The organism is Candidatus Chloroploca mongolica (assembly GCF_004762035.2).
In the GTDB taxonomy this organism is placed as follows: Bacteria; Chloroflexota; Chloroflexia; order Chloroflexales; family Chloroflexaceae; genus Chloroploca; species Chloroploca mongolica.
In genome coordinates, this window is sequence record NZ_SIJK02000064.1 from 1 (window position 1) to 17,381 (window position 17,381).

Sequence of the window (17,381 nt, forward strand, 5' to 3'; positions counted from 1 at the left end):
GTATTTCATCCATGATAGTCGACACCTTTCGTTTGTCTATCTCACACCAAGCGTTGAAGTCGGCACTCCGATATCGCTGCTGCGCCCTGCTGCGGGCATGCAACGATCCCGGGTGACGCTCACTCCACAGGCCTGACCTGGTTCAACCAGGGGCGGGTGGCGCACCCATCGCGCCAGTGGGCGCAGCAGCAATGCGGTGGGGCGTTTGTCCAATGGATGGGCCAAGGGCTGCTGCGCCCCTACTTCCCGCCCAGCCCCGTAATGGCCGAGCGGCTTGCTTCGATGCCAAAGCCCCAGGCGAGTAGGGTGGCGTAGTCAGTCCAAAGGTTGGCCCCAAAGGTGGCGTTGTTGCCGTAGAGTTGCCCGAGTCCTACCAGCGCAAGGAGCACGAGCAGAAAGCCTGAGCTGAGCCAGAGTTCCCCTACGCGGCGTCCGCTTGCGTGCTGGGCCTGGGCTTCTGAGGTGGTGACCGGGACAACCGAGGGCATCGTTGGCATGGCAAAAATACGAGGTTGCACGCCTCGTTCGCCACCAAGGACAAAGGGCGCATCCGTGGCGTCTGGTGCTGGTTCTGGTGGAACAACCTCGGTCGCCAGGTTTGCGAGCTCGGTTTGCAGCAAGTTGCGATTGGTGGTGTCGCTCGGGTCAAGATTGAAGAGACGGGTTTCCAGGGCGCGGAGACGTTGCTGGAGCGAGGGAGCATGGCGGCTCTGGGTCAGCAAGCTGTCGATCTGTTCAAACATGGCTTGATAGTCAGCGACAGCTTCCTGCTGCGCCTTCAGGCGACCTGCCACCGCGTCAGGCTCCTGGGTGCCCAGCGGGGCGTCGCGGGTGGCGTCCTTAAGATTCTGCTGCACGGTGCGAATGTAGGCGGTGTCTGTTGGCATGCTTGCGCTGGCGATGCGCTGCTCCAGCTCAGCGATAAAGGTCGCCTGTGCTTGCCAGTTGCTACGATCACGCCGCCAGCGGAGCCAGATCGCTTCGGCGGTGCGGAGCTGGCTATTTGCCTGCTCGAGATCAGCCCCTTGCAAGGCAGCTTCGACATCAATCAATTGACGCTCGATCTGCTGGCGAAAGCTCGGGATGAGTTCGGGATCGTTGCGGAGCTGGCTGCGCAGTCGCCCGGCACGAATGAGGATGTCGTCGTACGGGCGCACCTGCTGGCGATAATAGGTGAGCACGCCGCCGCCGGCAATGCCGACCAGCAGCACCGCGAGCGCCCAGCCCCAGGGGTGTTTGACCTGCACCGTCACGGGGAGACTCAGGACATCGTTGGCAGAGGTGAGCAGCAGTTCGCCCTGATACGCACCGCTGGCGATGCTCCTCAGATCAAAGGTGGTCGTGACGGTCAGCACCTGGCCAGCCGCCACCTGGGTTGCCGAGGTCTGGATCGTGATCTGCGGTGCAGGAATGGCCTGGCCCTGGTCGCTGATCAGATCCGTGGCAAGCCCTTGCAGCCCGGTGATCGGCGTGGTAGCACGGATCACGGTCGTGCGCGTCAGGCGTTCGCCCGTCACGCCAGCCGCACTGATGCGCGCTGGTGTCGCCGTCAGGCCACCCTGGGCCTGCGCTGATGAAGCCAGGAGGAGCCAGCACACCCCTAGACCAAGCAAGCATAACAGCCATATGTGGCGCATCACGATCTCCTTGGCGAACCTTACGAGCGCCGATCCACCACGATCATATCACCAACGCCTTCAAAGCGGGCATTGGGTTCCTGGAGCGGCATGCCCTGTTCCACATTCCAGCGGCGCAGGCCATAAATGACGTGATTCTTCAGGTCGTCCACTGTTACGAAGCCTTTGTGATCGCGATCCGCCGCTCCTTCCAGGTCATCAAGCAGGAAGTAACTGAAGACCCCATGCTTGACAGCGTGCCATTCCCGGGCGATCTGCTGCGAGGTGCTGGCGGCCAGGACGGCAAAACCTTCGGCCAGTTCAAAGCTATGGCGCAGAAAGTCCGGGTCGGTCATGCTTCGTCCGATATCAATGCCGACATGGCATGCATCCAGCAGCAGCAGGCAGCGGTTTGCCTTGCTAGCGCGCAGCATCGCCTCGACCTCAGCAAGGGCCAGGGCTGACTGGGGCGAACGAGCCCGCGTATTTTGCAACGCCAGCCAGCGTTGCCCGTCACGCAGCAGCCCGTGACAGGCAAAAAAGACCAGGATGAAGTCATCGTGCGCAGCGCTGTCACAGATGCTCCGCAACTCCGCTTCCACGTTCTCCCGACTGGGAAAGCGATGACTCTTGGGGTCAAGCTCATCGTGCATAGCGACCACGGTATAACCGCCGTCAGCCAACTGCGTTGCGAGGGCACGCACATCATTGACGCAATAGCGCAGCGTGGCATAGCTTGGCTCATTGTACACGTTGATCCCGACCAGCAAGGCCCAGCGCTGCCGCACCGGGCCAGGCGGCGGGCGCGGTGCGGGTGGCTGCGGCGCGGGATCGCCGCGGGGTGCGGGTAACGACGCCGTGGGATCGCTCGGTTCCACTGGCGCTGGTGCATGAAGAGGCAGATCGATAGTGAGCTTCACAGTTGCTTGCCTTTAGGCGCGGAAGCCCAGCACGTTTACGGCTGGGAGGAAGCGCCCTGCTTGAGCGGCTTTAGCCCACAGCGCCGTTTGCCGCTTTCTATTGCCAAAAAATATGTTCTGTGGTACACTTATTCGTGTGCAAGGCACGAAGCCGGTTCGCCGGTGGAGACGGTTGAAACGCACCTTGAAAACTGAATCTTGCCGGTTCCGTTCGGGAATCCTCGAACGGGTAAAAGGTTCAAGGTCGTATGCTTCTGCATCTGCACTCGCTGTCGGGTTCGCCCGACAGGGCCTTTGTCAGTAGGCCGAACGTCTCGGATGCTGACCTTCGGGTTCGTAGCGCCAGAGACAAGCCCAATCGTTTACGATTGGGTAACTGACTTCACTGCGTAGCCAACTGACCAACGCCTGCATCCGGAACGAGTCACCCTCAAACCCATAGATTGCCTGCACCAACTCTTCGAGGCCACCCGGAAACTGTAAACACCGTTGCACAATATTAGCGACATCGGCCTTCATTGCGGGATGACGCGTAATGTTGTGACGAATACCATCACGCAACTGACGCACAATCAGCTCGCGGGTGCCTTGATCCGCAATGGCATCGCATGCACAGAGCAGGCCAATCAAGTGATTGCGTTGCGGGTTGGTGAGGGCTGGTGGGGGCATAGGGGAGGCTCCTCGTGTGATCGCGCTTGGCAGAAATCAGCAGCAGAATTATAGCATGGACGATCCCTATACATGTGCCAAACCGATCTGATATGGTATACTTTCGGCATATCCTCATTCGTAGGTGAGTTCTGAAGCAAACGATGCCTGAGCCTTCCGATCAACTGACGCTGCGTTTTACGCCAACGCGCGATGGGGCGCGGATTAGGTGGGAGAGCGTGGCTGGGGGGACACGCACCAGTTCGTTGGTCGTGCCCTATGCCAGCGACGTGTTGCCCACCGTGCTCAAAGCGCTTGATGCCGCGCAACGCCCCGGTTATCCTGGCGTGGGGCCGGATGTGAGCCCGGAAGAGGTGCAGCACCTGGTTCGCGCTGGGCTTTGGGAGGCCGACCGGGTGGTGCCCGAGGTGCATCGGTGCGTTGGGCAGCGCTTGTATGCGGCGTTGATTGATGACCGTGACGGGGAACTCGCCCTGCGCCTGGCTCGTGAGTCGGCGCGGAGCCAGGGGAAAGCGCTGACGTATGTGCTGCGCTTTCCGCCCGAGGCGGTGGAACTGGCGGCGTTGCCGTGGGAGGCGCTCTGGGATCAGCGTCAGGCGTTGCTGCTGTCACGTGGTGGCCGTCAGCTTGATGCGCTCGAGCGCTATCTCGATCTGGATGAGGCCCTTTCCCCGCCCTTGCCAGCAAGCCACACGCTGCATATCTTGGCGCTCGCGCCACGCGCCGGCATTCCACCAGAGGTACGCGATGCCGAACGTGCCGCGCGCCTCCAGAGCTGGACGATCCTGCAGGATCAGGGGTTGCTGACCTGGGATGAACTCTCACCGGTGACGGCGCGCACCCTGGATGATCGCATGCGCCGCGGGCCAACCCCCGATATCATTCACTACTACGGCCATGGCAGCTATGACCACGGTCAGGGCTCCCTGGTCTTCGATAGCGAGGCGCGGGGGAGCAGATATGAACTGGTGAGCGCCGGACGCCTGTCTGCCCTGTTGGGTGGCATCCGGCTCATTATGCTCTTTGCCTGTCAATCAGCGATGGTCACCGACGGCCTGTCCACGGGGCTCTTTACGGGCGTGGCCCCGGCCTTGAGTGCCGTTGCCGAAGCGGTGGTCGCGATGCAATTGACGGTGCGCGTCACGGCGGCGACCCGCTTTAGCGAAGTCTTCTATGGTGAACTCGCCCGTGGTCAGTCGGTACAGGCCGCAGTCGCCGAGGCGCGCCGCTCACTCTATGTGCTCGAGAGCGACGGTGCAAGCTGGTATGTGCCGACGCTCTACCTGCGCACCCGCGAGCAGCGCCCACTCTATCTGGTGCAACCAGTCGCGGATGAACGACGGCATACCAGTGGCGACACGCTTCAACCAGACGTCAACCCTCCAGACCACCAGGGATCGCCCATTGGAGACAGTTCATCACCAGCGGCCCACCCCCACGGACAACCAGCATCACCCACTGGAGGCGGTGCATCACCAGCGGCCCACCCAGAGGAACAACCAGCAGCGCCCACTGGCAGCGCATCATCGCCAGCGGCCCACCCAGAGGAACAACCAGCAGCGCCCACTGGCGGCGCATCGTCGCCAGCAGCTACCCCCCAAGGACACGCTATGCGTCAACTGACCATCCAAGAGCGCGGCCAGCTCGTTGAGCTTTTGCTGGCCTGCCCTGCAATGCAAGACAGCCACCAGCGCGGGAGTGTGCTCGACTTTCTTGAGGCGCACGTACGCAGTGCCATCCCCCACCACGCGCAGAGCCGGGCCGATGTGCTGAGTATCGTGACGACCTGCAACAACTATCCGGGTGCACTGGACGCGCTGCTTGACGGGGTGCGCTTTTTTGATGGTGGCACGGTGGCGATGCAGGCGGTTGATGATTTTTGGCAGCAGAAACGATAACCATGCAACTGACGAATGCGCAGCTGATTGAACTGGCTAATCTGTTGCTTGCGTGTGATGCGATCAGAGATCGGGGCATCCGCGGTGATGTGCTGGCCTTTCTGCCAGACAATGTGCGTGGCGCGCTTCCTCGGCGGGATCAGGATCGTGCGGATGTGATCAATATTGCCCGTACCTGCGCCAACTACCCTGGCGCACTCGACGCGTTGCTGGAGGGGGTGCGCTGTTTTGATGCGGGCAGTGCCCCGCTGCAGGCGCTTGAGGCGTTCTGGCACGGTCTTGCAGGTGCGGCCCCCAACGTACCTGGGCAGCCTCTCCCGGCGAACCCGCAGCAGCTTGAGGCGTCGCTCTGTCGGATCGATTTTACCCAGGCGATCGAGACGTTCGAGGTGGCGCTGCGAGATATGGGCACCACCGGTGGCGCAGCACTCTTTCTGCTGCAAAATAGCTATGCTATGGGGTCCCGGTGGCTGATGCAACGCATTGATGGTCGGCTGAAAGAGGTGACCTATTCCATTTCTATTGATACGAAGCCGATCGGGTTTGAACCGGGGATGCATCATGATGAACAGGGTCTCTTGCGGCGTCTGGGCGAGTGGTTTGCGGTGCATGATCATGGTGATGATCGCGATCACTATATGACGAGCTTGATTGAGGCTATATGCTTGTCAATACACAGCAAAAAAGTGATCCTGCTTGAACTTTCAGGATGGCATCATGCCGAGGAACGGCTCTTCGCCTGGTTTGTCGAGCACTTCTGGTCGCGGATGGTTGATGCACTTGCCATTGCCTCCCAAGATTTGTACGGCGTCTATGTGGTGGCGGTACTTGTGACCAATACGCAGATCCCGCCTGAGACCTTGACGCCGCATCTGTGTCCCGATGGGAGGTTTGACAGTAAGCGGATTACCTGCTTGCCGCTTGAACCCTGGTCGGTCGATGATATTCGGATCTGGTTGTCGAGGTCTTCGCGTCTAGCCACGTCCCCTAGGCGGGTCATTGATCGCGAAGCCGAGCGCATTTATGCCAGCAGCATCAACGGCACGCCCCGGTTGGTGGCCGATCTGTTGCGTGATACGTATGCCCCATAGCAAGAGGAGAAGGTGATGTTGCCTCGTTCCGCGTATGTCTTTGCTGGTGATATGGAGCACGAGCCCGCCGAGCGCCATCCCGATGCCCCCACCCATCTGGAGCCGTATCTGGCTTCGCCGGAACTGGTGCGGGCGGTCAATCTGGCGATCCATCTGGGCCGCCCACTGCTGCTTGAGGGTGAAGCCGGCTGTGGCAAAACGCGCCTGGCGCACGCGGTGGCCGCTGAGCTTGGCCTGCCGCTCTATCCCTGGTATGTGCGTTCGAACAGCAAGGCCCAGGATGGGCTCTATGCCTATGATGCGATCCGCCGTTTGCATGATGCGCAGGTTCACCATCTTCTGGCGGGGCAGACGGAAGATACGAGCCGTAGCGATCCGGGCAATCCGCAGCACTATGTGCAAATGGGGGCCATCGGCAAGGCGTTTGAACTGCGCGATCGCCCGGCGGTGGTGTTGATTGATGAGATTGACAAAGCCGATATTGATTTCCCCAATGACTTGCTCACGGTGCTCGACGAGCCGTGGGCGTTTGAGATTCAGGAGACCGGGCAGAAGATCCAGGCTGTTCCTGCGTATCGCCCGATCATCGTGATTACCAGTAACAAAGAGAAGGGCAATTTGCCGGCCCCGTTTTTGCGCCGGTGCATCTACCATTTCATTACCTTCCCGGAAGCGCAGTTGAAGACGATTGTTGCGACCCACTTTGCCCGGCGCGGCATGGTGGTGCCGCCAACCACCGATCTGGCGATCACGCGCTTTCTTGCGCTGCGCAATGGCGAACGGTTGCATAAGAAGCCGGGCACAAGCGAGTTTCTCGATTGGCTCGAGGCGCTGGCGAACTTCAAGCCGGCGAGCCAACTCACGGCGGACGGGCCGCTGCCGTATCCAGAAGTGTTGCTGAAGCTGCGTGCCGATTGGCATGCGATTATTGACCAGCGATGAGTGCCTTCCAGACCACCGATTTTGTGATCACCCTGTTTCTGGCGCTGCGGCAGCAGGGCCTGGTGCTGGGGGTGGGCGAATTGCTGGCGGTGCTTGACATCACCGACGCTTCCTGGCAGCCTGAGGCGGACGAGCAAGCGCGGCTGCCCATCCGGCTCGTCTGGTGCCATTCCCCCGCTGAGGAGCAGATCTTCGATGATGTGTGGGCGACGACGCTGGCGCGCACGATGCAGGGTGCACCGCAGCGCATCGATGAGCACAAACCGCCCCCGGCACCGGACGATCCTTCACCCGTTACTCCTCCTGAGCAGCCCAGGCCGGAAGCCCTGCCGCCTGAGCCGTTGCCGCCAACCGCCGCTGGTGCCGCCGCACGGTTGGAACCGCTGCCCTTCTATGTGCCCTTTGCCCCGGCCCCCGTCGACGCCCATCTGGAACTGGGCAGTTCATGGCCGATCACGCGCCGGCAGATGGCCTACGCCTGGCGGTATCTGCGTCGTCCGCTCGCCGATGGGCCGTGCGACCTGCTTGATCTGGCGGCAACGATTGACATAACAACGCGCTCGGGCATCTTTCTGGGGCCTGTCTATCGTCGACGAGAGCGCAATCACGCTCATCTGGTGCTGCTGATTGACCAGAACGGCTCGATGATGCCCTTTCACCGCTTTACCCGCGATCTCGCGACCACGGCGCAGGACGAACGCAGCCTTGAGCAGGTGGAGGTCTATTATTTTCACAATGTCCCCGCCGAACATCTCGCGACCGATCCGCACTTGACCACCTCCATCGAACTGGCACACCTCCTGGAGCGATGCACGCCCGAGACCAGCATCCTCATTGCGAGCGACGCCGGGGCGGCGCGCGGCTACCGCGATCCGGAGCGCATTCGGGCGACGCGCACCTTTGTGCGCCAGGTTGAACAGCACACCTTGCTGCTGGCCTGGCTCAACCCAATGCCCCACGAACGCTGGGCGCACTCGTCGGCCCAGGTGATTGCCGGGCTCTTGCGCGGCCATATGTTTCAGATGGATGCCGATGGCCTGAGCAATGCGATTGATGTTCTTCGTGGGCAACCGTTGCGGTATCACTAACTATGGACACAGCCACTGCACCAACCGAAGATGATGCCCGACAGATGGTGGAACGGTTTGTCCGTCGTTTCGACGAGTCATACCGTCTGCTGGCCTGCCACGCGGCGCTGCCGCTGATCCTGACGCCGGAACTGGTCCACAATCTGCGCAATACCTTCTTGCGTGGGCAGGTGCCGTGGGTCGCTGAAGTGGATCTGCTGCTCTCGGAGCTGTGTCGGCCCGTCGGCTACGAACAATACGCGATGGATGCGGCGGTGCGGGCCTACCTGATCAACGACCTGCAAGCCCGCGTTGGTGCGCGCCGCATGCAAGATGTGGCGCGCCTGCTGATCCGCTATATTCATCACCTCAGCCGCGCACGTTCCATCTTCAGCGACCCCGAACTCCAGGCGCAGCAACTGGCCGCCATGGTCTGCCTGGACGACCAGCGCGAAGAGGCCGTACACACCCTGGTTGAGGCGCTTCAAAAGAACCTAGAAGCCATCGCCGACAGCCCCACCGCCACCGGCACGCGCGCCGAACTCACCCGCCTGACCCGCCTCGCGCAGACCCTCGCCCCGCAGATGGAGGCGTATCCCGCGTTGATCGCCTATGCCGACCTGATCCGGCGCTTGCTCGCCGATCCCGCCCGCACGCTCACCGAAGAGCCAACCCAGGTTCAGATATCAGTCACGATCCTGGGGCAAACGATGCCGGCCCCGGGGGGCTTGCTGCCCCCAGAGTCGCGCAATTCTCCAGATGACCGCGTCACGCCAGCCAGACCGGGGCTGGCGTTGCCGCCATTGTATGGCCGTGAAACCGAACTCGCCCTGCTGCAACAGTTCTGCCTGGAGCCGGTCAACCACTACGTGGTGCTCTACGGGGCGCCGCAGAGTGGCAAAACAAGCCTCTTGCGGCACCTGGAAGCCGCCTTGCAACAATTTGCCCAGGTCGATGTGTGTCGCATTGATATTCAGGCGATCCAGGGGGCCACCACTGAGCGCGCCTTTGCCTATCTCGCCACTCAGATCAGTCAGTCGCTCCCGGCTGGCGTGGAAGCCACAGGCGTTGAGGAGGGCACGACCTTCCAGAGCTTCCTAATCGAAGCGCTCGATCGCGACGACATCAACCGCTTCGTGCTGATGCTTGATGAATGGGGCGCATTGCCCGTCGCAACCCACGAGAAGCTGGCCCATACCGTGCGTTCCATCTTCGAGATGCGGAGCGAAATTCGGGCGCTCGCCAAGCTCCAGGTGATCGTGAGCGGCGGCATCGAGCTATATGACCTTGGGCGCAGTGAGGCGTCGCCGCTGCTCAACATCTGCGAAGCGATCTACCTGGGTGATCTGAGCGAAACCGAAGCGGTCGCCCTGATGTGGGAAGATCTCGGCAGTCTGGATCTGCCTGAAAAGCTCGTGGACGACCTGGCATCGGCGACCTACGACCGCGTCGGCGGGCACCCCTACCTGACCCGGCGCATCGCCGAACTCGTTGTGCAGGCAACGCCGCCCGGCGATCCCCTGGCGGCGAACGCACTGGCAACCGCGCTTGGCGAAATCGAGCACGGCGACCCGCTGCTGCGCCGCATTATCGACGACCTGCGCGCATATCAACTCGAAGACGCAGCCCGCCGCCTGCTCAGCGACCCACCGCCCTTCACGCGCCTCGATGACGACATGGCCCGGTTGGAACTGATCGGCCTCGCCAGGCCAGCAGGCGAGACCTGGGCACCACGGAACGCCTGGCTGGCCGAGGTGGTTGGGCGGGTGCTGGATGTAGCTTCACCAACGGTCGTCGCGCCACTAGATGCGGGAGCAACGACGGCGACGCCGCTGCCCACCTGGGTGCCGCACCTCATCCACATCCCGGCGGGACCCTTTTTGATGGGCAGCAGTGCTGCGGATGGGATGGCGTATGCAGACGAAAAACCGCAACACACGCTGATGCTGCCCGATTACTGGATCGGCAAGACCCCGGTGACCAACGCGCAGTTTCGGCCCTTCGTCGAGGGCGATGGCTACACCAACCCCGCCTACTGGACGAAGGAGAGCTGGGCGTGGCGCGAGCAGGAAGAGATTGTTACCCCTCGGTGGTGGAACGACTCGACCTGGAATGGTGCGCAGCATCCCGTCGTGGGCGTGAGTTGGTTCGAGGCGGTCGCCTACTGCCGCTGGCTGAGTGCGCAGACCGGACACGAGTTCCGCCTTCCGACCGAGGCTGAATGGGAAAAAGCCGCCCGCGGCACCGACGGACGCATCTGGCCGTGGGGCAATACCTGGGAGCACGGGCGGTGCAATAGCGAGGAGGCTGGACACAAACGCACGACCCCAGTCGACCAGTATCCGACCGGTGCCAGCCCGTACGGGGTGCTGGACATGGCCGGCAATGTCTGGGAATGGTGCGCGACAAAGTCTGGCAAATCTTATCCGTATCAATGGGAAGACGAGTGGCAGGCAGCGTATCTGGAAGCTGACAAGGTTCGGAGAATACGTGGTGGATCGTGGTACAGCAAGAAAGAGAACGTCCGGGCTTCGTACCGCGTCAGCAGCATCCCGCGCAACCTCGTCATCAGCGGGTTGCGGGTCGCCAGTCATTCTCCGTTGCCCGGTTCTGAATCCTGATTGCTGTCTGCTGTGTTCCGGCGGACCATAGGATGGCACAGCCAGGCGGGTGCTACCCTTCTTCGTTCACCGGCTCGGCGATCATGCGCTCTGCGTCCTGAAGCAACGGCGTAAGCGCCAGATCTTCATCCACCTCCGGCCAGTGGATGCCATAGCCAGATGGTGATACCTCCAGATGTTTTCGTTGCGCAACGGTCGCCTGCCTCAAACGCGGGGAGCAATGCTCCCATCGAATGCGATAGGATTGCCCATCGACGGTCAGGTAAAGGTAGGTACTATCACTTGAAATGCTCTCAACAGCATGCACGTTTACCATTATGCACCTCCCTGATGCATAGCTTTGCTTCTGAGCAACAAACCTCATGGATAGTCGGATCGCAACGCCTCCGCGGTCATTCCGAACGAAGCCGCAGGCGCAGTGAGGAATCTGCACTGATCGTCATGGAAGACCCCTCACTTCGTTCGGGGTGACATGGGCGGCGTTCGGGGTGACATGGGCGGCGTTCGGGGTGACATGGGCGGGCCGGTGCAACAAACTGGTTGCTCACGACATCACTGGCCTGCGGGCCATTTGATACTCAGCAGGACAAAGTAGTTCTTTCAAGTGTACCCGTTCAGGCTCATCGATGCAAGCGAGAAGGCTGGAATGTTTCAAATGAGACCCGTTTTTTGACGCAAAGGTGCGAAGGGTTGATCCAATCGGCGCAGGCCGGCTTCGCCCCCGTAGCCGACGGCGTTGATGCCGACGGGGCACAGATTTTCGTTGGCCGGTGCCCGCAGCAAGCGGGGGCGGCCGTTCACCCAAAGGACAAACCATGCGTCAACTGACCATCCAAGAGCGCGGCCAGCTCGTTGAGCTTTTGCTGGCCTGCCCTGCAATGCAAGACAGCCACCAGCGCGGGAGTGTGCTCGACTTTCTTGAGACCCATGTGCGCAATGCCATCCCCCGCCACGCGCAGAGCCGGGCCGATGCGCTGAGTATCGTGACGACCTGCAACAACTATCGTGGCGCGATGGAAGCGTTGCTTGACGGGGTGCGCTTTTTTGACGGGGGCAGTGCCCCGATGCAGGCGGTTGATGATTTTTGGCACGCTCTCGTGTTAGCCGATGAAGACTTGTTCCCGGAGGGAGATCCTTCCTCGCGCTCTGCATATGACGCTGATTTTATTGAACTGCTCCGTCAAAAGCTCGTGACCGAGCATCAATTTCATGATGTCTCGCGTGATGCGCGTCATGCGGCGTTCGCATTGATTGGCTTTCGCGAAACCCCTTTGACGATCGATCTGGTGGCGTTTGTGTTTGCCGATGGACTCACGCATGAAGAGATCGTTGCCTTGCGAACCAGCTTTTTTGAGATCACCCGACGTTTGCCACACAACTACCGCTTACGTCCCGGCTTACGCAATCCAAACGGGTTGCTCTGTTTTGTTTTTGTGCATGGCTGCCCCGAGCAGATGGGCATCTTCATTCAGAAGCAGAGTCAGATCTCGCATGCATCCCCCGATGGTGGGGTCATCGTCTCCTGGTCACTGGATATGCAAACCCACCACGTACGCGTGCATAACAATCCGGTTTCGTTGGTGCCACCCGTCATTATTCTGGTCAAAACTGTCTTTCCAGGACGCGACTGGTTACTCGGATGTGTGCGTGAGCATCACGCCCAGGTTTCTGCCGCTGAACAACCAGCAAGCACGGTTGCGACCATTGCCGCACCACAACAGAGCATGGTCGCTGTCTGCCTGGCTGCGCATCCGAAACTCCGCAGTGGCATTGATGCACGCCCTGATGAGGTTCTGATCGATTGGATCGAGGCGTTTGGGTCAGGCGATCCGACGCCGCTGACATGGGAGCAGCAGCTTTTCCCGGATCTCGAGCGGTATGTACGGATGTTTCGGCGCGAGCAGAAGAGCGTGCTTGCGCTGCGGGCGTTTGCGCGAAACGCGGCGGGGTTGGCGTTTGGGGCTGTTTTTTGTCAGCGCGCCGGCTTTCAGATCCACTACACTGACAATCGCGATCAGGTGTGGCGCACCGATGCCGCCGTGTCCATCCCAGCGCCACTGACCCTCACCGAGACGCTGGTGGACAACGATGGCGACGATCGGGTGGTTGAACTCGCGGTTACCCAGGGCGCGGCACGGGTCACCGAGGCGGTTGATCAGTGGTTGGCGACGCGCTCAGACCAGGTTGCCGCAGAAACGCACCGGCGGATCGGCACACGCCTGCTACTTGCGCTGCATCGCGAGCCGTATGAACTTACGCCGGAAGAAGGGGCTGCGATTGCCCAACAAGTGTGTGCCTTGCTGAGCACGCAGAGCCGTCCTGGTGCAACCATTCACCTCTTTGGTGCGCTCCCGCTTGGGGTGTCCATCCTCATTGGCTGGGGCCTCAAAGCGGGCAGCCCGATCCAATGGTATGAACTGAATAGCGAAGGGCACTACCAGGCGGCGTATGTGTTGCGCCCGTGAGGCATTGATATTGCCGCCCACCCTATGTGCTAGACTGCCCTTGGACAGATCGCTCGCGGAAACCCGTTGCATAAAGGATTGTTCCACCAGCGCCCATCGGCCGTGTCGCGGGCTAAGTCCTCCAGGTTGAAATACCCCAGATCGCGGATCTGCACCGACCCGTTGGGCAGGCGCTCGCGGAACGGCTGGCCCACCTGGATGGGAAACGAACGCCACTGCTTGGTACTGATCAGCGACAGCGTGAAGAAGGCCCGGCCCGGCACCGGTTTGCCCACCAGGCTGGAAAAGAAAGCGTGTGATACGATCGCGCATGGGCTTTTGTTGGGTTCGCTGGTTTTGGTTTCGCACCCCAACGATACGACAAAAACCCGTTTTGTGCGCCTCTTCAGGCGGTACGGCTCACCCGACGATGATGGAACAGTACGGATGCTTAATTGTTCGGGGGCCGACAAGGTGGTCATTGTGGCGAGGGTATTAGTACTAAGTACGGTATACTATAACCAGGGTGGAGTTTCACAATCAGGTTGGCGTGGGTAGTTTCTTGCGGGGAAGAAGGGCAAGCAGAGAGCCGAAAACTGAAAGCTGAAATGATTATGCGCGCACAGCAACCCGTCTATATCGGTACCGATAGTGGTGCGACAACCTCGAAGATCGGGGGCGTCTGGGAAGATGCAACCCCCGTGTCGACCAACCTGCTCCAGCGATCGACTGATGCTCACCTTGGGCCCGTTATGGTCGTACAAGGGTGGGTCGAAGCTATCAGCACCTACCTTGAGCAGAACAATCTCCAGTGGGATCAGGTGCGCGGGGTCGGGGTCGCCATCCCGGGACCGCGGCGGAGCTATGGCGTGCTCGAGCGTGGGCCGAACCTGCCTGAGAGCTTCGTCGGCTTCGATGTCTACAGCGCCTACAGCCGGGCGCTTGCCGAGCGGGCTGGACGCGCAATCGCGCTGGCGGTGGGCAATGACGGTAACATGGGCGGCGTCGCCGAGGCCCAGCGCGTGCGCGGCAGCAGCACCGGCAGCGTCCTGATGCTTGCCCCCGGCTCTGGCCTTGGCTGCGCCTACATTGACCAGCACGGCCTGCCGCTCGATGGCGCGACGCTCGCCGGGATGGAAGCAGCGCATATGCCCGCGCCACTGCACCTGCTCGACGTGCGCCCTTACCCGTGCGGCTGCGGCAGGACATGGGGCTGTGTCGAGAGCTACACCTCCCTGGCGGGCCTGCCGCTGCTGCTCGCCGAGAAGCTCGTCGCACGGCCCGATCACCCGCTGGCGAGTTTGCCGCTGAGCCTCAAAGAGCGGGCGTTCGCCCTGCGCAGCCTCGCCCAGCAGGGCGACCAACTCGCCACCGAGATCTTCGACTTTCAGGCGCGCGCCCTTGGCCTGCACGTCGCCACGCTGGCGATGGCCCTCGATCCTCAGTTCGTGGTCATCGGCGGGGGGCTCATGGACACCGAGTCGACCTCTGTAGCCTTTCGCGAGCGCTACCTGCAGCAGGTCTGGGAGGCGGCCTATCCCCACTTGTGGCCCGCCCAGCAGGCCAACATGCGCGTGGTGCCCGCAACCCTGGGCGATCTCTCGCAGGCGATCGGCGCAGCTCTGGTGGCGCTGTATCATGCGCGCCTGGCACAGGGGTAGAGGTGAGGTGAAGCGAAGCAGCGACGCAGGGGCCTTTGGGGTACACGCCAGGCAGGAGGGGCGAGCGATGCACGGGTTCGCGAGAGGGCCTGGCCCTCTCGAACCTGTTTGCAGCACGTCTGGATCCAGGCTGGGTGCGCTCGCTTTGCTGGTGCGGCCAGACCGTTCTCTATGCGATACTCGGTGTGCCAGGGCTCCAACGCGTCCGTCTCATGCTGGCCCAGTTCATCTCGGCCATCGAGGCACCGGGCATCTGGCGCATCATCTCGGCGACCTGGCCGATGAACCACGGGTCGATCAGCCCGAAGTCGCGGGCCATAGCCAGCGCGAAGATCGGGAGACCGAGCACCACGGCGACGACGAGCTTGCGGCGCTTGTCTACAAGCTCGGCCCGGCGGGCTAGGGTCTCGGCGTCCTCGCCCTCGGCAGCATCGTCCTCGGCGGACGGTGCGAGCCAGTCCATGCCAGCCATCATGCCAAATTCGCTCATCAGCGCTGGTTCCTCCATGCTCACGCATTGCGTGGATCATGCTTGTCTCGGTGATGATGATCGTGCGGCAAGGTCAAGGCTTGGTGCGCCTTATGCTCAAGATCTGGTCAAGCATGCTGCGGGTAGCATGAAACGAACGACCGTGCCCTGACCCAACCCGGCACTCTCCACCCAGATTGTGCCGCCATGGGCCTCGATCAGTGCCTTGCTGATGGTCAGGCCGATTCCGCTGCCGCCAGTCGTACGCGCACGCGCTTTGTCAACCCGGTAGAAGCGCTCAAAGAGATGGGGCACGTGCTCGGCAGCAATTCCGCTGCCGGTGTCCTGAATTTGAAAGCGCATGGCGTACGGCTCAGCAATGACCCTGATGGTGACGACCCCGCCGGACGGCGTGTGCTGCAGGGCATTGCCCAATAGATTGATCAGCACCTGTGTGATGCGATCCGGGTCGACCAGGATCGCTGGGGCGGATGTCGGCAGTTCCTGCCGTAGGGTGACGCCCTTCTCGGCAAACTGCGGTGCGAGCCGGGCGCGGACACGCTCGACCAAGGCTGCCGGTGGTATCAAGGTGGGGTGAAGCGGCAGCTGCCGCGCCTCCGCACGCGAGAGCTCCTGGAGGTCGGTCACCAGGCGCCGCAGCCGACCGGCCTCATCCAGAATCAGCGCCCAGGTCGCATCATTGGTTGCAACCACCCCATCGATCGCACCTTCGGCATAGCCTTCGATCGTTGCCAGGGGCGTGCGCAACTCGTGGGCTACATCGCCGATCAGCGCAACACGCCGTCGTTCGGCTGACTCAAGGGCGTCAGCCATGGTGTTGAACTGGCTAGCAAGCGCGGCCAGTTCATCATTGCCGACGGCGGGAACCCGCTCGCTGTAGTGCCCCATGGCGATGCGGCGGCTGGCGTCGAGCAGACGCTGGATCGGCGATACAATCCGCCGTGAGAGGAGCAGGCTAACCACCACGGCCACAAGGCTGGCCGCGCCGCTGCTGATCAACAGCGCCTGTATCATGGCCGCTTCAAAGACATCGTTCGTCGCCCGCTCCATTGCGTCCATGGCCGGGTCAGCCGCGAGCGCTAGCTCCGGGCCGAGCATGGCAATCATCAGTCGGTCGTGCAGGGTGTGCGCGGTGAGCAATGTCACCGCCAGGAGGGTCGCCGTGCCGGCGACGATCACCAGCAGGTGGGCGAGGAAGAGCCGGGTATACAAGCTCCCCCGATGTGTGGTGGGGATCATCGCCGATCTCCAAACCGATAGCCCACGCCACGGACGGTGATGATAAAGCGGGGCTGCGTGGAGTCTTCGCCGAGTTTCTTGCGCAGGTTGGCGATATGGACATCGACGACATGATCGTCGCCGAAGTAATCGGCGCCCCAGACCCGGTCGAGCAGCTGCGCGCGGGTGAAGGTGCGCCCCGGCGCTGACGCCAGGACCGTGAGCAACTCGTATTCCAGGTTCGTCAGTCCGAGCGGCACATCCTCGAGTATGACTTCATGGCGGGCAAGATCGATGATCAGGGTGCCAAAGCGTAGGGGCTGCTGCACTCCGGCTATATCCAGGCTATTGCGCGGGCGGCGCAGCATGGCGCGGACACGAGCCACCAGTTCACGTGGCGAGAAGGGTTTGGTCAGATAATCATCGGCGCCGATTTCAAGGCCGATCACCCGATCGATCTCTTCAGCTTTCGCCGTAAGCATCAGCACATAGGCGTCGGAGAAGGTGCGCAGCCGGCGGCAGACCTCTAGCCCATCAAGACCAGGGAGCATCAGGTCAAGCACGATGAGATCGGGCTGCTCGGCGCGCAGGAGGTCGAGCGCCTCCAATCCATCGCCGGCCTGCAACACGCGAAACCCCTCCTGCACCAGATAGCTGTGCAGGAGGGTGCGCAGTCGTACTTCATCGTCAACAATCAGGATCGTTCGCGCAGTCGCCGTCACGTCACGTTACCTCATCAATCGA

Annotated in this window: 15 protein-coding genes; 7 read left to right on the top strand and 8 right to left on the bottom strand. The window is 61.7% G+C overall.

From position 1 onward, the window contains the following. Positions 1-239: 239 nt before the first annotated feature. The 3 genes from EYB53_RS21545 to EYB53_RS21555 form a co-directional block, all read right to left on the bottom strand. Complete coding sequence (locus tag EYB53_RS21545; protein ID WP_135480936.1) at positions 240-1,637, bottom strand: hypothetical protein; 1,398 nt, start codon at positions 1,635-1,637, stop codon at positions 240-242. Between the two features lie 20 nt (positions 1,638-1,657). Next, positions 1,658-2,536 carry a caspase family protein gene (locus EYB53_RS21550; protein ID WP_135480938.1) on the bottom strand — a complete coding sequence of 293 codons (879 nt, stop codon included), beginning with the start codon at positions 2,534-2,536 and terminating at the stop codon, positions 1,658-1,660. Positions 2,537-2,833: 297 nt separating this feature from the next. Beyond that, positions 2,834-3,205 (bottom strand): effector-associated domain 2-containing protein, encoded by a 372-nt coding sequence (locus tag EYB53_RS21555; RefSeq protein WP_135480940.1) that lies wholly within the window; start codon positions 3,203-3,205, stop codon positions 2,834-2,836. A gap of 143 nt (positions 3,206-3,348) precedes the next feature. On the opposite strand from EYB53_RS21555, the gene EYB53_RS21560 reads away from it, so the two are divergent. The 5 genes from EYB53_RS21560 to EYB53_RS21580 are packed head-to-tail and all read left to right on the top strand — an operon-like array spanning position 3,349 to position 10,824. Continuing rightward, entirely contained in the window at positions 3,349-5,103 is a 1,755-nt protein-coding gene (locus EYB53_RS21560; protein ID WP_135480942.1) for an effector-associated domain 2-containing protein, read from the top strand. 2 nt (positions 5,104-5,105) lie between these two features. Next, positions 5,106-6,194 carry an effector-associated domain 2-containing protein gene (locus EYB53_RS21565; RefSeq protein ID WP_135480944.1) on the top strand — a complete coding sequence of 363 codons (1,089 nt, stop codon included), beginning with the start codon at positions 5,106-5,108 and terminating at the stop codon, positions 6,192-6,194. Positions 6,195-6,209: 15 nt separating this feature from the next. After that, positions 6,210-7,136 carry an AAA family ATPase gene (locus tag EYB53_RS21570; RefSeq protein ID WP_205712719.1) on the top strand — a complete coding sequence of 309 codons (927 nt, stop codon included), beginning with the start codon at positions 6,210-6,212 and terminating at the stop codon, positions 7,134-7,136. Beyond that, complete coding sequence (locus EYB53_RS21575) at positions 7,133-8,224, top strand: VWA domain-containing protein (RefSeq protein WP_135480947.1); 1,092 nt, start codon at positions 7,133-7,135, stop codon at positions 8,222-8,224. Before EYB53_RS21570 ends, EYB53_RS21575 begins: the two co-directional genes overlap by 4 nt. Positions 8,225-8,226: 2 nt before the next feature. Beyond that, positions 8,227-10,824 carry an SUMF1/EgtB/PvdO family nonheme iron enzyme gene (locus EYB53_RS21580; RefSeq protein WP_135480949.1) on the top strand — a complete coding sequence of 866 codons (2,598 nt, stop codon included), beginning with the start codon at positions 8,227-8,229 and terminating at the stop codon, positions 10,822-10,824. 52 nt (positions 10,825-10,876) lie between these two features. Here the strand turns inward: EYB53_RS21580 and EYB53_RS21585 are convergent, their stop codons facing one another. Beyond that, entirely contained in the window at positions 10,877-11,140 is a 264-nt protein-coding gene (locus tag EYB53_RS21585; RefSeq protein ID WP_135480951.1) for a DUF2442 domain-containing protein, read from the bottom strand. Between the two features lie 499 nt (positions 11,141-11,639). Between EYB53_RS21585 and EYB53_RS21590 the strand changes: the two genes are divergently transcribed. Then, the gene (locus tag EYB53_RS21590) at positions 11,640-13,289 is read left to right on the top strand and encodes an effector-associated domain 2-containing protein (RefSeq protein WP_135480953.1); all 1,650 of its coding nucleotides are present in this window, start codon (positions 11,640-11,642) and stop codon (positions 13,287-13,289) included. A 29-nt stretch (positions 13,290-13,318) separates the two neighbouring features. On the opposite strand, the gene EYB53_RS21595 is transcribed toward EYB53_RS21590, so the two are convergent. Continuing rightward, positions 13,319-13,750 (bottom strand): hypothetical protein, encoded by a 432-nt coding sequence (locus tag EYB53_RS21595; protein WP_135480955.1) that lies wholly within the window; start codon positions 13,748-13,750, stop codon positions 13,319-13,321. Between the two features lie 132 nt (positions 13,751-13,882). On the opposite strand from EYB53_RS21595, the gene EYB53_RS21600 reads away from it, so the two are divergent. Beyond that, positions 13,883-14,929, top strand: a complete 1,047-nt coding sequence (locus tag EYB53_RS21600; RefSeq protein ID WP_135480958.1) for an ROK family protein — start codon at positions 13,883-13,885, stop codon at positions 14,927-14,929. A gap of 169 nt (positions 14,930-15,098) precedes the next feature. Here EYB53_RS21600 and EYB53_RS21605 read toward each other — a convergent pair whose 3' ends face one another. From EYB53_RS21605 to EYB53_RS21615, 3 genes are all read right to left on the bottom strand, one after another. Then, a complete protein-coding gene (locus tag EYB53_RS21605) occupies positions 15,099-15,419 on the bottom strand; it encodes a hypothetical protein (RefSeq protein ID WP_135480960.1) in 321 nt (106 codons plus the stop codon). Positions 15,420-15,515: 96 nt separating this feature from the next. Then, a complete protein-coding gene (locus EYB53_RS21610) occupies positions 15,516-16,658 on the bottom strand; it encodes a sensor histidine kinase (protein WP_135480962.1) in 1,143 nt (380 codons plus the stop codon). Continuing rightward, positions 16,655-17,359: a response regulator gene (locus EYB53_RS21615; protein ID WP_205712720.1), complete on the bottom strand. Its 705-nt coding sequence runs from the start codon at positions 17,357-17,359 to the stop codon at positions 16,655-16,657. The genes EYB53_RS21610 and EYB53_RS21615 overlap by 4 nt, the downstream gene beginning before the upstream one ends. Between the last annotated feature and the right edge of the window lie 22 nt (positions 17,360-17,381).

What these genes read in the sequence shown, in the direction of transcription:
- EYB53_RS21580 (WP_135480949.1), top strand. Translation starts at nt 8,227, where the DNA reads ATGGACACAGCCACTGCACCAACCGAAGATGATGCCCGACAGATGGTG.
- EYB53_RS21585 (WP_135480951.1), bottom strand. Translation starts at nt 11,140, where the DNA reads ATGGTAAACGTGCATGCTGTTGAGAGCATTTCAAGTGATAGTACCTAC.
- EYB53_RS21570 (WP_205712719.1), top strand. Translation starts at nt 6,210, where the DNA reads ATGTTGCCTCGTTCCGCGTATGTCTTTGCTGGTGATATGGAGCACGAG.
- EYB53_RS21565 (WP_135480944.1), top strand. Translation starts at nt 5,106, where the DNA reads ATGCAACTGACGAATGCGCAGCTGATTGAACTGGCTAATCTGTTGCTT.
- EYB53_RS21610 (WP_135480962.1), bottom strand. Translation starts at nt 16,658, where the DNA reads ATGATCCCCACCACACATCGGGGGAGCTTGTATACCCGGCTCTTCCTC.
- EYB53_RS21600 (WP_135480958.1), top strand. Translation starts at nt 13,883, where the DNA reads ATGCGCGCACAGCAACCCGTCTATATCGGTACCGATAGTGGTGCGACA.
- EYB53_RS21590 (WP_135480953.1), top strand. Translation starts at nt 11,640, where the DNA reads ATGCGTCAACTGACCATCCAAGAGCGCGGCCAGCTCGTTGAGCTTTTG.
- EYB53_RS21595 (WP_135480955.1), bottom strand. Translation starts at nt 13,750, where the DNA reads ATGACCACCTTGTCGGCCCCCGAACAATTAAGCATCCGTACTGTTCCA.
- EYB53_RS21545 (WP_135480936.1), bottom strand. Translation starts at nt 1,637, where the DNA reads ATGCGCCACATATGGCTGTTATGCTTGCTTGGTCTAGGGGTGTGCTGG.
- EYB53_RS21605 (WP_135480960.1), bottom strand. Translation starts at nt 15,419, where the DNA reads ATGAGCGAATTTGGCATGATGGCTGGCATGGACTGGCTCGCACCGTCC.
- EYB53_RS21575 (WP_135480947.1), top strand. Translation starts at nt 7,133, where the DNA reads ATGAGTGCCTTCCAGACCACCGATTTTGTGATCACCCTGTTTCTGGCG.
- EYB53_RS21555 (WP_135480940.1), bottom strand. Translation starts at nt 3,205, where the DNA reads ATGCCCCCACCAGCCCTCACCAACCCGCAACGCAATCACTTGATTGGC.
- EYB53_RS21560 (WP_135480942.1), top strand. Translation starts at nt 3,349, where the DNA reads ATGCCTGAGCCTTCCGATCAACTGACGCTGCGTTTTACGCCAACGCGC.